Here is a 13031-nt window from a genome sequence, read left to right on the forward strand (position 1 = left end):
CCCCCAGCCGCGCGTGCAGCTCATACGGACCGATACGGGCAGGGTCACCGTCGCGCAGAGGGTCGGCCATGGCACCACTTCCACGTAGGGGGAGGGCCCCGATAATCCCAGAAAGCAGCCTTGACGACCACGCACCGCGGGTGCCCGCCCCGAGACCCCGGCCCGGGTCAGCGGGGTGGTGCGCCCCGCCGGCAGCACGGCGTCCTTTCTTCGCCCGGCTGCTTCCCCGGGGAGAATGCCGTGCCACCTGCGGCCTGGCCACGCCTCACAGCCGGCGCGAAACGTCACCGTCTCCCGGATCGCCGCGCGGATATCGAAGCGGCTCAGACAATGACGTTCGCTATACCGCTCCCCGCGGCCGTGAGGACGGCGGAAAGGACCGTGACGGCGAGTATGACAAGGGAGCACCCGCCCTGCGGGGAGGATTTCGGCGAGCGCGACCCGGATACGCTTCTCTGGAGATGTTTCACGGCGGGATCGTCATGAACACCGTAGTCACCGTTCATGTAGTTGACCATCTTCGCCATGCAAAGACCGCACAGCTCTCCAGACTCACGACTTGACAGCGGCTTCTTGCAAGCGTTGCAGGTCGCCATCGAACTCCTCGTGACTTCGATTTGCGGCAGCTTATCGAATTCCACCCCGAATGGAATACCGGGAGAAGCACCAATTCCGGTTCCGCATCCGGCCGCCCGCGGCCGCGCAGCGCGGCGGCTGCCCGGTGAGGCCGGGCAATAGTGGCGTACCGGAAGGACACCGGCGTGGAACTCCCCCTGGCGCGATGGTCGTGATGCTGAGTTGCTGGCGCTCGGTCTACGGCCAGGTCGCGATGGAGGTCTTCGCGCACTTCGCCCCGCTCGTCTCCGACCAGGAGCCCATGTTCGAACTGCTGATGCGGGAACTGGTGCGCGGCATGGGGATCGAATCCCAGTAGCGACCGCCGGCCCGGTAGGCCCGCTGGGGAACGCGGCGCTGGCGCGCGGGGCTACGTGTGCTGGGCGATCTGGATCAGGTTGCCGCAGGTGTCGTCCAGCACCGCGGTGACGACCGGCCCGGTCTCCAGCGGCTCCTGGGTGAAGTGCACCCCGAGCCCGCGCATCCGGTCGAACTCGGCGCGCACGTCGTCCACGGCGAAGGAGGCGGCCGGAATGCCGTCCGCGGCCAGCGCCGCCTTGTACGGCCGCACCGCGGGGTGGCTGTCGGGCTCCAGCAGCAACTGGGTGCCGCCGGGGTCCTCCGGCGAGACCACGGTCAGCCACCGGTACTCGCCGAGCGGGACCTCGGCCTTCTTCACGAAGCCGAGGACGTCGGTGTAGAAGCGCAGAGCCTTGTCCTGGTCGTCGACGAAGACGCTGGACAGGTGGATCCTCATGAGGTGCCCTCCGGCGCATCGGGCCTGAGCCATCGGGTCATGACGCGCTCAAGCGGTTCGGTGTTCAGGTCGTGGAACTTGTAACGGCCCTGGCGTCGCGTCTGGACCAGGCCCGCGGCCTCCAGCACGGCGAGGTGCTGGCTGATCGCCTGGCGGGACAGCCCGAGACCGTGCCTGGTCGCCAGCCGCGCGCAGATCTCGAACAGGGACTGGCCGTCCCGTTCCGCCAGCTCATCGAGGATGCGCCGGCGCGTGGGGTCGGCCAGTGCCTTGAATACATCATCCACCACGGCCCCACCATATGCAAGTGACCACTTGCCTAACAAGCGGGGTGCGCTTGCCCCGAGGGCGCAGCCACTCGGCCCAGCCATGCGCCCGCGCCGCCGCGGCTCCGGACCACCGGGCCGGACACCGATACCGGGACTCGCCCCGTGCGGGCTCCGCAGCAGTATTCTAGTACTAGAGTATGGCTGTGGAGCTGACACCTGCCGAACTCACCGTGCTGGGCCTGATCGTCGAACAGCCCCAGCACGGCTACGACCTGGAACAGGTCATCGAGCAACGCGGCATCCGCCAGTGGACGGATATCGCCTTCTCGTCGATCTACTACCTGCTCACCAAGCTGGAAGCACGGGGCCTCGTCCACGTTCCCGAGGCGCCCGTCGCGGCGAAGTCCCGCCGGGTCTTCCACGCCACCCCCGCCGGGCGGGAGGCCGCCGGACGCGGCGCGCTCGCCCTCGTCCGGGACCTGCGCCCGGCCCCCCAACCGCTGCTGGTCGGCCTCGCCAATCTGCCGCTGCTCTCCGAGGAGGAGTACGCGCACGCGCTGCGCACCCGGCTCGCGCAGGTGGAGGAGCGTATCGCCGCGATCCAGGGAGTCCAGCAGGCGCAAGCCCCCCTCGCGCTGCCGGCGCGCGAGGTGTTCTCGTACTCACTGAACCTCCTGCAGGCAGAAAGGTCATGGCTCGCCGCCCGAGTCCAGGTGCCCGATGACGAACAAGACTGACTTCAAGCGAACCCTCGACGCCTACCAGGCGAAACGGGACAGGTTCCAGATAGTGCAGGTTCCTGATCTGCGGTACCTCATGGTCGACGGCCACGGCGACCCCAACACCTCTCCGGCCTTCACCGAAGCGGTCGAAGCGCTCTACCCGGTGGCCTACAAGCTGAAGTTCGCCAGCAAGCGCGACCTCGGCCGCGACTACGTCGTCATGCCCCTGGAGGGCCTGTGGTGGGCCGAGGACATGGATGCCTTCACGGCAGCGCGCGACAAGTCCCGGTGGGACTGGACATTGATGATCATGGTCCCGGACTGGATCGACCAGGACATGTTCACGGCCGCCGTCGCGCAGGCCGGAGCGAAGAACCGGCCGGCGCGCCTGGACGGCGTCCGCCTGGAGACGCTGTCCGAGGGCCGGTGCGTGCAGACGCTGCACGTCGGCTCCTTCGACGACGAGGCGGACGTGCTCGCTCGGATGCATCACGAGTTCATCCCGGACAACGGGCTGCGCCTGGTCGGCCAGCACCACGAGATCTACCTCAGCGACTTCCGCAAGGCCGCACCGGAGAAGCTGCGCACCATCCTCAGACAGCCGGTCGGCACCGCCGCCTCGGACGCGTAACCCCGTCCGGCCCGGCCCTGTACCGCGGCCCGGGCGGCGGTACAGGGCCGATCCGGACGGGCCGATAGTCCGGCCCGTCGTGCGGGGCCCGCCGCATGGTGTCCTGCTGCCGCACTCCCCGGCGCCGCTCCGGGAGGGCACTGCTCCCGGGGCGGCCCCGGGACGGCCGGTGCCGGTCTGCGTGCCGGCTCGTCCCACCCGATCGCGCATGGAGCCCGACCACCGAATCCCGCACCGGCACGTCCGAGCCCCCGGTGGGCGCGGCGGGACGGTCCCTCGGTCCGTCCACCACCCGAGATGCAGTGCTCCGTGCCGGCGGACGCGCGGCGGTCGGCTATTTATCACAGGCGTGATAAATTGTCGGCATGCCACACCTCGACGTCGCCTCCGTGAGCTATTCGCTCTCTGACGGTCGCCCGCTGCTGGACGAGGTGTCGTTCCGCGTCGGCGAGCGGGACCGCGTCGCGCTGATCGGAGCGAACGGCGCGGGCAAGAGCACGCTGCTCCGGATCATCACGGGTGAACTGGCACCGGACTCAGGTGGGGTCGCGCTCAGCGGGAGCCTCGGGATCATGCGCCAGTTCGTCACCGGCGGCACGGTCCGCGACCTGCTGCTGTCGGTCGCGCCGCCCGCGTTCCGAGGGGCCGCCGCCGAGCTCGACCGGGCCGAGCCGGCGATGAAGGCGCGCGGCACGACGGAGTCGCAACTCGCCTTCGCGTCCGCGCTCGCCGCGTGGGGAGACGCCGGCGGCTACGACGCGGAGGTGCTGTGGGACGTGTGCACGACCACCGCGCTCGGCATGCCGTTCGAGCGGTGCCGGGACCGCCCGGTGTCCACGCTGTCCGGCGGCGAGCAGAAGCGGCTGGCGCTGGAGGCGCTCCTGCGCGGACCGGACGACGTGCTGCTGCTCGACGAGCCCGACAACTACCTGGACGTGCCGGGTAAGCGCTGGCTCGAAGACCGGCTGCTCGACACCGCCAAGAGCGTCCTCTACGTCAGCCACGACCGCGAGCTGCTGGCTCGGACCGCCAGCGGCATCGTCACCCTCGAACTGGGAGCGGCGGGCAACACCGCGTGGGTGCATGCGGGCGGGTTCGCCACCTACCACCAGGCACGTGCGCAGCGGTTCGAACGGCTCGACGAGCTGCGCCGCCGCTGGGACGAGCAACGGGCCAAACTGCGCGCCCTCGTCCAGTTGTACAAGCGGAAGGCCGCCTACAACTCCGACATGACCTCGCGGTACCGGGCCGCGCAGACCCGGCTCGCGCGGTTCGAGGAGGCGGGGCCGCCGGAGGAGCAGCCGCGCGAGCAGCACGTCGCGATGCGGCTGCGCGGCGGCCGCACCGGAAAGCGGGTGCTCGTCTGCGAGGAGCTGGAGCTGACCGGGCTCACGCGTCCGTTCGACTTCGAGGCCTGGTACGGCGACCGGATCGCGGTGCTCGGGGCGAACGGCTCGGGCAAGTCCCACTTCCTCCGCCTCCTCGCCGCGGGAGGCACTGATCCCCACCCGGAGCACGAGCCCGTGGCGGACATGACGATCGAACCGGTCGCGCACACCGGGACGGCCCGGCTGGGCGCGCGGGTACGGCCGGGCTGGTTCGCCCAGACCCACGCCCGCCCGGACCTGGCCGGGCGCACCCTGCTGTCGACCCTGCACCACGGCGACGAGCACCGCTCCGGGATGCCGCGCGAGGAGGCCTCCCGCGCGCTCGCCCGCTACGAGCTCGCCCGCGCCGCCGAGCAGACCTTCGACTCGCTCTCCGGCGGCCAGCAGGCACGCTTCCAGATCCTGCTGCTCGAACTGGGCGGCGCGACCCTGCTGCTGCTCGACGAACCCACGGACAACCTCGACCTCGCGTCCGCGGAGGCACTGCAACAGGCGCTGGGCGCGTTCGAGGGGACAGTCCTCGCCGTCACGCACGACCGGTGGTTCGCCCGCGCCTTCGACCGGTTTCTGGTCTTCGGTGCCGAGGGCGGCATCCACGAATCCGACCTGCCGGTGTGGGACACGGCCCCCGCGGCGCGAGGGAGGAGCTGACGGTGCCCGCGCGCATCGACCCGGAGCAGCGCCGCGGACACGTCGTGGAGGCGGCGTTCCGCCTCGTCGTGGCCGAGGGCATCGACGGCCTGTCGCTGCGCAAGGTCGCCGCCGAGTCCGGTCTGAACATCGGCTCGGTCCGGCACTACTTCGACGGACACGAGGACCTCCTCGCCGCCGCCGCGGAGGAGGCCGGCGACCGCATGGGCAGGCGGCTCGCCCGCCGCCCGGTGGAGGGCCTGCGCGGCCTGACCGGTGCGGCCGCCCTGGACGCGCTCCAGGCGCTGGTCGAGGAGGTGCTGCCGGTCGATGACGAGCGACGTGCCGAGTCGATCGTCGTCCTGGAGCTCATTCTGGCCGCACGCACCCGGCCGGTCTTCAGACCGATCTCCGAGCGCATGGCCGCGGACCTGGGCCAGGTCGTCCTCGACGCCCTCGCCGCGCTCGGCGTCCGCGACCCCGAGGCCGGGGCGGCCCAGATCACCGCGCTCATCGGCGGCCTGACGCTCGACACCGTCACCCCGCATGGCTCCCTCAGCGTCGAGCAGCTCCGAGCCACCCTGCGCGCGCACCTGGGGACGCTGCTGAGCCGCGACAGGGAGGAGTGAAGCGCGGGCCGACCCGCGGCTGCCCCGGCTGCCCACGGCTGCCCCCGGCTGCCTGGACAGCGTCTCCGGGCTCGGCCCGGCACCCGCCGACGGGGGGGTGGCTGACAGGCCGCCGCGCTCCGCTGGGGAGTCCGCGGCCGCCGCGGGAGGTGACGGCGGCCGCACGCGCCGGCGCGGTGCCCGTACGGGAGTGCCCGCCGCCGTCCGACCGGTCAGACCTCCTTCGTGAGGAAGCGGAGGACGAGCTCGTTGTAGCGGTCCGGCCGCTCCGCCGGAACGATGTGCCCGGCTCCTTCGACGAAGGCGGCCTCGGAGGCGCTGTTGCTCTCGGAGAGAGCCGCGCCGATGGCGTCGAGGGTCTGCTGGTCCATCACGACGCTCCTGTCCTCGGTGCCGTGCAGGTACAGGGTCGGCTGGGTCGGCAGGCTGCCCCACAGGCGGCCGTGCTCGGCCGCCCACTCCGGCGTGCCCATCTGCCTGGGGCCGAAGTTGGTCCGGTAGAGGTCGAGGGCGGCCCGGAGCCGGGCGGGTTCGCCCAGCGCCTTGCGCATCCCGTCGATCTCCTCGCCGGCGTCGAAGCCGGGCGCGGTCCACTTCTCCTGCAGTCCCCGCCGCAGCCATGCCATGTCGTCGGCCGCCACGGTCTCGGTGGCCATGTCCATCTGGAAGAACCAGAAGTGGTTCAGGTTCTCGATGCCCTCGAACGTGCTGGAGTAGGCGGCGAAGAACCGCAGCGGCGGGACGTCGCTGACCACGAGCCGCGACCACCGCTCGGGGGTCGTGGCGGCGGCGGCCCAGGCCATGCCCGCACCCCAGTCGTGGCCCACGAGGACCGCGTCGGCGCCACCGCCCAGTTCCTGGTGCAGGGCGTTGACGTCGTCGACGAGGTCGCTGAGGAGCATGCTGCCGTCGGCCGGCAGCGAGGAGGGGGCGAACCCCCGCATGTTGGGGGCGACGGCCCGGTAGCCCGCCGCGGCGAGCGCGGGGATGAGGTGCCGGTAGGTGACGTCTCCGGATTCCGGGAAGCCGTGCAGCAGCAGGGCCAGGGGCCCCGTCCCCTCCTCGGCGTAGGAGAAGTCGATGCCGTTGGCGGTGACACGCCCGTAGTTCAAGGTGAGCTCCGTGCTCGTAGCGGTGAAGTGAGTGCTGCCGCGGGATGGGCCCATCCGAAGCGTCTCCGATCCTGGTTGCTTACCGGAGTTCTCACAAGTACCGACTATTTGGTGGGGTACTTACCTTTTCTTCAGTACCTTCCGCCGGAGCCTTCTCCCCGCGACGCGTGTGGATGCCAGGGCGGGCCGGACGGGCCAGGGCCGGTCGGGCTGGGACCCCGCGGCGCGCCAGCCGGGTCGGGGCGACTCGCGGGCCGATCGGCGCGGGGCCGGCGGGGTGGCCCGCGGGGGGTTCTGGCAGGCCCCCGAACAGCAAGCCCCCCGACCAATACAACCTGCCGCGGACTGGATTCAGCGGCGAGACTGGTTCCGGTGGCAGGAGCCGGGCGTCCGGCCCGGCCGACGCGGCCTGCTGGTCGCGGCCGTTTTCGGACGCCGTTCCGCGCCGTCGGCGGGGCGCCGCGTTCGCGGACGCCGGTCCCGGCCCCGGCAGCCGGGTGGGCACCGCCCACCGCGGCAGGTCGGCCGCTTCGCCACCCACGTCATCACAGGGGCACGGGTCCAGAGCGAGAACCACGGCCATCCGGTTCGTGGCCGATGCCGCGGACTCGTCGTCCGGCAGCGGCGACCACGCGGTCGCCGCGGAAACCACCGACATTCCCACCATTCGGAGGAACGTGCTTACCGTGAACGCCGTCGCGGCACCGTCCGCGACCGAACCGCTCATCCGGACCACCATCGAGCGCCGGGACGTCGGCCCCAACGACGTCCTCATCGAGATCCACTACGCCGGCATCTGCCACTCCGACATCCACACCGTCCGCGGCGACTGGGGGCCGCAGCACTACCCGCTAGCGCCCGGACACGAGATCGCGGGTGTCGTCACCGAGGTCGGCTCCGAGGTCACCCGGCACAAGGTCGGCGACCGTGTCGGTGTCGGCTGCATGGTCGGCTCCTGCCGCGAGTGCGACAGCTGCCGCAGGGGCGAGGAGCAGTACTGCCGAGAGGGCAACATCGGCACCTATGGCGCCGTCGACCGCGACGGCACCATCACCCAGGGCGGCTACACCACCCACGTCGTGGTGGCCGAGGACTTCGTCGTGCGGATCCCCGACGGGCTCTCCCTCGACGTCGCGGCGCCGCTGCTGTGCGCCGGGATCACGACGTACTCGCCGCTCCGGCACTGGAACGCCGGCACCGGCCGGAAGGTCGCGGTCGTCGGCCTCGGCGGGCTCGGCCACATGGCCGTCAAGTTCGCGCACGCGATGGGGGCCGAGGTCACCGTGCTCTCCCAGTCGCTGAAGAAGCGCGAGGACGGACTGCGGCTGGGCGCGGACCACTACCACGCCACCGCCGATCCGGAGACCTTCGAGAAGCTCGCCGGCACGTTCGACCTCATCATCAACACGGTCAGCGCCGGTATCGACCTCAACGCCTACCTCGGCCTGCTGTCGGTGGACGGCGCGCTGGTCAACGTCGGCGCCCCGCCGGAGCCGCTGTCGGTCAACGCGTTCTCGCTGATCCTGGCCCGCCGCACCTTCGCCGGCTCCGCGATCGGTGGTATCGCCGAGACCCAGGAGATGCTGGACTTCTGCGGCGAGCACGGCATCGGCCCCGAGATCGAGGTCATCTCGGCCGACCAGGTCAACGAGGCCTACGAGCGGGTGCTCGCCTCCGACGTGCGGTACCGGTTCGTCATCGACATCTCGACCCTGGCCTGACCCGCGGCGCCGGCCGGCGCCGACCCGCCCCCGCCCCGTACGACGGCCTCGGCCCCGCCGCGTACGGGGCGGAGCCGCGTCCGGCTCCGGGACGCGGCCGGTCGGGACGCCCCGTGCGCGCCCGCGGTCTCGGCGCGGTCACGGGCGGGGGCGCGCCCCGGAGCGCCCCGGCGCGGCACGTTCCGCACGGCGGACCGCGAGCACGGTCACCGCGATGACGAGGAGCAGCACCGCCAGCCCCGCCCACACCATGCCGGCGGTCACCAGCCGCTCGCCGGTCTCGGCTCCCGGTGTCCGGCCGCCGTCGCGGCCGCTGGCCGTGACGGCCAGGAGGGCCACGGCACCGGCCGCCACGAGGAGTCTGCCGCCCAGCCGGGCGGCGGCGGGCAGCGGCCGCGGCCGGGTGGCGGGGTCCCGCAGCCGCAGGCGTTCGCTCGGCCGCGCCGGGGCCAGCAGGCGGACGAGGAACAGCACCGCGAGGGGCACCTGGAGCGCCCACACGGCGGTGCGGAACCATCCGTCGAACCAGACGTTGGTGCCGTAGAGGAGCGTGTGCCACACGCTGAGCACGTAGGCCACCACGATGAACCGGTGCAGCGCCCGCCACAGGCGGGATCCGGTCCGGAACCGGAAGTAGTAGGCGAGTCCGAGCGGGATGGACAGGTAGAAGGCGACCAGTCCGAGCAGGATCGCCACCCGGCCGGTCCCGGTGGAGTAGCCGCCGGGGACGAAGACGTCGACGAACGCGGAGAGCAGGAGGGCCGCCCACCCGAGTCCGTCCTCGTTCTCCCGGACGAGTTCGGCGAAGAACATGAACGCGTGGGCGAACATCAGCCCGATCGTGGTGAGGCTGGTCGTCCGGTGCCACCGCTCGACTCGGGCGGGGCCCACCGGCATCCACCGCGGCTGGACGCTGGAGCGGAGGAGGCCGAGGGCGAGGGTCAGCCACGCCCAGAGGAGCGCCGACCAGCCGAACGCCTGGCACAGCCAGTACAGCCGGTACTCGTCCGCGTCGGCGAGGAACGGCATCACCTGGAGGGTCTGCGAGCTCCCCGACTCGATGCGGGCGTACAGCACCACGTAGATCACGGCGGTGACGACCAGTGCCGCGCTCGCGTCGGGTAGCGCGGCCCGCAGGTCGGCCCGGAAACCGGCCCAGCCGGTTCGCGGCCGCGCCGCGGGCCGGGGGGTGGAGGGGGATCCGGAGTCGGGGGATGCAGCCATCACAGGGTTCCCGCTTCCCGAGCATTCGTCGGTGAATGGACCGAAATCTGGCGATTGCTGAATACCCGCGCGCGGTCGGCGGCCAATCGGCCGCCCCCGCTGTTCGGGCGAGAAAGGACGATCCGGCGGTCCTCTCCCCCGGCATGCGCCCCGAACCGCCGGAAGGCTCCCGAGCACGGGCGGATTCGCGCGCGGGGGCCTCCGCGGCCGGGCCGGGCCGAGCGTCCGCCCCGCCCCGCCTCCCGGGACGGCGTCGGGCGGGGCGGCCCGGGTGGCGCCGGACGGGGCCGCCGCCCGCGAGCCGGCTCAGCGCTCGAACAGCGTCTCACCGACGAAGCCGCCCTCCGCGCAGCCGGGCGGGACCGCGAAGACCGCCGATCCGATGGGGCTGATCCACTCGTTCAGCAGGTCCAGCTCGTCGAGGCGCCGCTGGATGGGGACGAACTGGCGCTCGACGTCAGCCTGGTAGGACACGAAGAGCAGCCCCGCGTCCTGCCCGGCGTCCCCCGCCACGGGGACGTCGTAGTTGTAGCCCCGGCGGAAGACCCGCTCCGCCGGGTCGTCGGAGCGGGCCCGGCGGATGTGCGCGTACTCGGCGATCCTGGGGAAGCCCAGCGGAGTGAGCGCCTCGAAGTCCGGTTCGTCGTGCTCGTGCTCCCCGGTCAGCGGCGCGCCGTCGGCCAGCCGCCGGCCCACCGCTTCCTCGCGCCCCGGCCGGTCCAGCCGGTCCCAGGTGTCCAGGTCCATGGCGATCCGGCGGACCACCATGCCCGTTCCGTCCCGCAGCCAGGCGGGGTTGTCCCGCCGGCCCCAGACGAGCTCCTCGAAGTCGGCGCTGCCGGGTTCGAGGTTGACGGTCCCGTCGACCTGGCCCATGAGGTTGCGCATGGTCGTCCCCGGAGCCTCGGAGCCGTGCGCCCGCCGGAAGCCGTCCTGCGCCCAGCGGAGGCCGCCGAAGGCGCGAACGTCCTTGCTGAGCATCCGCGCGGCGTGGGAGACGGTGAGCGGGTCGTCCGAGCAGATCTGGAGCAGCAGATCGCCGCCGCTCCATTCCTCGCGCAGGCGGTCGGTCGCGAACTCGGGCAGCGGCCGCAGCCAGGAGGGCACCGCGTCGGGCGCGACGCGCTCGACCAGCCCGGGGCCGAACCCGAAGGTGACCGTGAGCCGCGCGGGGACGAAGGCGAGCTCCGGTTCGGAATCGGCCAGGGCTGCCTGGCCCTGGGTGAGCTTCGCGGCGTCGTCGGTGAGCAGCCGGAGCAGCCGCCGGACCTTCTCGGCGCCGGTGTCGTCGGCCAGGTCGACGGCGAGGAACTTCGCGTGGGCCTGCGGCGGTGTCTCGATGCCGGCCTGGCGCGGACCGTGGAAGGCCACGGTCCGCTCGCCGTTGAGTCCGGGATCGTCCGCGGGAGCCGGGGCGTCCGGACGCGAAGACCGCAGCAGGGCGTCGGCTCCGACGAGGGTGGCCGCGCCGGCTCCGGCGGCGGCTCCGCCGAGGAGCAGCCGCCGGGTCAGGGCGCCCCGGCGCGGCGGCCGGGGCCGGGTGCCGTGGTCGGGTTCCATCAGTGCTCCGCGTCGTGGCCGGAGCCCTCGTAGCTCTCGTTGGCGCCTTCGTAGTCCTTGACCGGGACGGTGACCTCGGTGCTGGACCCGTCGGCGAACTCCAGCTGGATGGCGATCTCGTCACCGGGCTCCAGATCCTCGGTGAGCTCCATCAGCATGATGTGGTCCGCCCCGGGCTCCAGGACGTGCTCGCCCTCGGCCGGCACCGCGAAGCCGCCGTCCTTCTCCCGCATGACGGGGTTTCCGTCGTCTCCCGTGACGACCTCGTGCAGTTCCACCGTCCCGGCCGACGGCGAGGTCGCGGCGACGACGGCGGCGTCCTCTCCCCCGGGGTTGCCGATGGTGCCGAAGACCCCGGTCATCCCCTCCTCCTGTGTGGCGGCCTTGATCCAGGCGTCCTCGACGGTGACGGTCTCGGCCTGTGCCGCTCCGGACTCGGCCGCGGCGGGGGTGTCCTGCGGGGCGGCCTCCCCTCCGGAGCAGCCCGTGGCGGCCAGGAGGGCGGCGGCGGTGGCGGCGGCCAGCGCGTTGACGGTGAGCGGACTGCGCATGGGTGGTCTCTCGGCTTTCTGGCTGGGACGTGGACGGAGGCGGCCCCTCCGCGCGGGAGCGGACCAGGCGGGGTTCACGGAGTCGGCGGCCGGGCGCGGGACCGGCGGGCGGCGAGAGTGCTGGCGACCAGGTAGACGGCGACTCCCGCGCCCGCCCCCAGCGCGGCGAGCAGCAGCACCCGGGGGCTGGGCCACCAGCCGTCCGGGGCCTCGGAGCCGGTCTCCGCCGCCAGGCCCGCCGCGTCGTCGGCGGCGCCGTCCTGCGGCGGCGCGGCGAGCGGTGGCGGCGTCGCCGACGGGTCGCCCACGGTGAAGGTGAAACTTCCGCTGATGGGGTGCCCGTCACTGGAGACGACGCGCCAGCGCACCGCGTAACCGCCGTCGGGGAGGTCGGCCGCGAGCGGCTGGGTCACGTCGGCTCCGTCGATGACGGCGTCTCCCTCGGCGACCGGCTGGGAGCTGCTGTCGAGGACCGCGACCGCGGCCCCGATCTCCATGACCTCGGCGCTGAACGTGAGCGCGATCGCGGCGGGCGCGGTGTCGAGGTGGGCGCCGTCCTCGGGGGTCGAGGACAGCAGGCGGTCGTGCGCGTGCGCCGGGGGCGCCGTGGCGAGCATCCCGGCGGCCACCAGCACCGCCGCCAGCAGCCCGGGCAGGGCGTGACGCCACCGCGGCCGACGGCCGACCGATCCGCGTTCCAGCACCGCTCCCCGCCCCTCGTCTCGACTGCCGGCCGGGCTCCCGGGTCCGGACCCCGGGGTCTGGCCCGACCACCACGCATGAGCAGTCGGCGGCGGGGCCGGCGGAGTTCCCGGCAGCGCCGCGAATCCTCGGGTGATCCACGACACATCGCATGTCGCCCGGTGCGGATGCCGCCGGGGCGGCCCGGGCCGTGCGGCGTCCCGGCCGCGTACAGCAGGACGACGTCCAGGACCGCGCCCTTGGTTGAGTAGCCCCCGACCGCGGCGAAGACCATGAGCCGGCGTAGAGGTGCCGGCGGGGCAGCCGCGGCAGGCGGGCCCCGGGGGCGCGAAGGGCGGGCTGGCCACCAGCAGGAGGAGGGTGTCGAGGCACATGCTGGCGAGGAGCCCCGCAGCAGGTCCGCCGCGCCCTGGCCCGCACGGCCTCGCCCTCCCGCACCGACAGCGCCCGGGCGGGCGCGCCGGCGGCGAATGACCGGGGGCGGACGCGGCCGGTTCCTCGGGTTCCCGCCGTGCCGGGC

The 13031-nt window shown here is 72.9% G+C and carries 14 protein-coding genes; 6 read left to right on the plus strand and 8 right to left on the minus strand.

Features of this window, described 5'->3' with window-relative positions; translation table 11 throughout:
• Window positions 1-323: 323 nt before the first annotated feature.
• Entirely contained in the window at window positions 324-641 is a 318-nt protein-coding gene (locus tag DEF28_RS28560) for a hypothetical protein (RefSeq protein ID WP_147280248.1), read from the minus strand.
• A 5-nt stretch (window positions 642-646) separates the two neighbouring features.
• On the opposite strand from DEF28_RS28560, the gene DEF28_RS28865 reads away from it, so the two are divergent.
• Window positions 647-934, plus strand: a complete 288-nt coding sequence (locus DEF28_RS28865) for a TetR-like C-terminal domain-containing protein (RefSeq protein ID WP_258862330.1) — start codon at window positions 647-649, stop codon at window positions 932-934.
• A 51-nt stretch (window positions 935-985) separates the two neighbouring features.
• On the opposite strand, the gene DEF28_RS22115 is transcribed toward DEF28_RS28865, so the two are convergent.
• Window positions 986-1372, minus strand: a complete 387-nt coding sequence (locus DEF28_RS22115) for a VOC family protein (RefSeq protein ID WP_114400352.1) — start codon at window positions 1370-1372, stop codon at window positions 986-988.
• Window positions 1369-1662: an ArsR/SmtB family transcription factor gene (locus DEF28_RS22120; protein WP_114400351.1), complete on the minus strand. Its 294-nt coding sequence runs from the start codon at window positions 1660-1662 to the stop codon at window positions 1369-1371. The genes DEF28_RS22115 and DEF28_RS22120 overlap by 4 nt, the downstream gene beginning before the upstream one ends.
• A gap of 176 nt (window positions 1663-1838) precedes the next feature.
• On the opposite strand from DEF28_RS22120, the gene DEF28_RS22125 reads away from it, so the two are divergent.
• The 4 genes from DEF28_RS22125 to DEF28_RS22140 all read left to right on the plus strand — a co-directional run bounded on the left by DEF28_RS22125 (window position 1839) and on the right by DEF28_RS22140 (window position 5641).
• Entirely contained in the window at window positions 1839-2378 is a 540-nt protein-coding gene (locus DEF28_RS22125) for a PadR family transcriptional regulator (RefSeq protein WP_199493454.1), read from the plus strand.
• Window positions 2362-2994 (plus strand): GyrI-like domain-containing protein, encoded by a 633-nt coding sequence (locus tag DEF28_RS22130; RefSeq protein WP_114400349.1) that lies wholly within the window; start codon window positions 2362-2364, stop codon window positions 2992-2994. Before DEF28_RS22125 ends, DEF28_RS22130 begins: the two co-directional genes overlap by 17 nt.
• Before the next feature lie 365 nt (window positions 2995-3359).
• Complete coding sequence (locus DEF28_RS22135; protein WP_114400348.1) at window positions 3360-5033, plus strand: ABC-F family ATP-binding cassette domain-containing protein; 1674 nt, start codon at window positions 3360-3362, stop codon at window positions 5031-5033.
• Between the two features lie 2 nt (window positions 5034-5035).
• A complete protein-coding gene (locus DEF28_RS22140; protein WP_114400354.1) occupies window positions 5036-5641 on the plus strand; it encodes a TetR/AcrR family transcriptional regulator in 606 nt (201 codons plus the stop codon).
• Window positions 5642-5853: 212 nt separating this feature from the next.
• On the opposite strand, the gene DEF28_RS22145 is transcribed toward DEF28_RS22140, so the two are convergent.
• The gene (locus tag DEF28_RS22145; protein ID WP_199493456.1) at window positions 5854-6753 is read right to left on the minus strand and encodes an alpha/beta fold hydrolase; all 900 of its coding nucleotides are present in this window, start codon (window positions 6751-6753) and stop codon (window positions 5854-5856) included.
• 677 nt (window positions 6754-7430) lie between these two features.
• Here DEF28_RS22145 and DEF28_RS22150 point away from each other — a divergent pair.
• Window positions 7431-8474, plus strand: coding sequence for an NAD(P)-dependent alcohol dehydrogenase (locus DEF28_RS22150; protein WP_114400353.1), 1044 nt, complete (start codon window positions 7431-7433; stop codon window positions 8472-8474).
• 138 nt (window positions 8475-8612) lie between these two features.
• On the opposite strand, the gene DEF28_RS22155 is transcribed toward DEF28_RS22150, so the two are convergent.
• The 4 genes from DEF28_RS22155 to DEF28_RS27680 form a co-directional block, all read right to left on the minus strand.
• A complete protein-coding gene (locus DEF28_RS22155) occupies window positions 8613-9698 on the minus strand; it encodes a ferric reductase-like transmembrane domain-containing protein (RefSeq protein WP_114400708.1) in 1086 nt (361 codons plus the stop codon).
• 306 nt (window positions 9699-10004) lie between these two features.
• Window positions 10005-11258 (minus strand): Dyp-type peroxidase, encoded by a 1254-nt coding sequence (locus DEF28_RS22160; RefSeq protein WP_114400707.1) that lies wholly within the window; start codon window positions 11256-11258, stop codon window positions 10005-10007.
• Window positions 11258-11809, minus strand: coding sequence for a copper chaperone PCu(A)C (locus DEF28_RS22165; protein WP_114400706.1), 552 nt, complete (start codon window positions 11807-11809; stop codon window positions 11258-11260). The genes DEF28_RS22160 and DEF28_RS22165 overlap by 1 nt, the downstream gene beginning before the upstream one ends.
• 74 nt (window positions 11810-11883) lie before the next feature.
• Entirely contained in the window at window positions 11884-12513 is a 630-nt protein-coding gene (locus DEF28_RS27680; RefSeq protein ID WP_158562898.1) for a copper resistance CopC family protein, read from the minus strand.
• Window positions 12514-13031: the final 518 nt, after the last annotated feature.

It is taken from the genome of Marinitenerispora sediminis (genome assembly GCF_003336425.1).
GTDB lineage: Bacteria > Actinomycetota > Actinomycetes > Streptosporangiales > Streptosporangiaceae > Marinitenerispora > Marinitenerispora sediminis.

Excerpts from the sequence above, each read along its gene's own strand:
- DEF28_RS28865 (WP_258862330.1), top strand. The coding sequence starts at position 647 with ATGGAATACCGGGAGAAGCACCAATTCCGGTTCCGCATCCGGCCGCCC.
- DEF28_RS22115 (WP_114400352.1), bottom strand. The coding sequence starts at position 1,372 with ATGAGGATCCACCTGTCCAGCGTCTTCGTCGACGACCAGGACAAGGCT.
- DEF28_RS22165 (WP_114400706.1), bottom strand. The coding sequence starts at position 11,809 with ATGCGCAGTCCGCTCACCGTCAACGCGCTGGCCGCCGCCACCGCCGCC.
- DEF28_RS22125 (WP_199493454.1), top strand. The coding sequence starts at position 1,839 with ATGGCTGTGGAGCTGACACCTGCCGAACTCACCGTGCTGGGCCTGATC.
- DEF28_RS22135 (WP_114400348.1), top strand. The coding sequence starts at position 3,360 with ATGCCACACCTCGACGTCGCCTCCGTGAGCTATTCGCTCTCTGACGGT.
- DEF28_RS22160 (WP_114400707.1), bottom strand. The coding sequence starts at position 11,258 with ATGGAACCCGACCACGGCACCCGGCCCCGGCCGCCGCGCCGGGGCGCC.
- DEF28_RS22130 (WP_114400349.1), top strand. The coding sequence starts at position 2,362 with ATGACGAACAAGACTGACTTCAAGCGAACCCTCGACGCCTACCAGGCG.
- DEF28_RS22155 (WP_114400708.1), bottom strand. The coding sequence starts at position 9,698 with ATGGCTGCATCCCCCGACTCCGGATCCCCCTCCACCCCCCGGCCCGCG.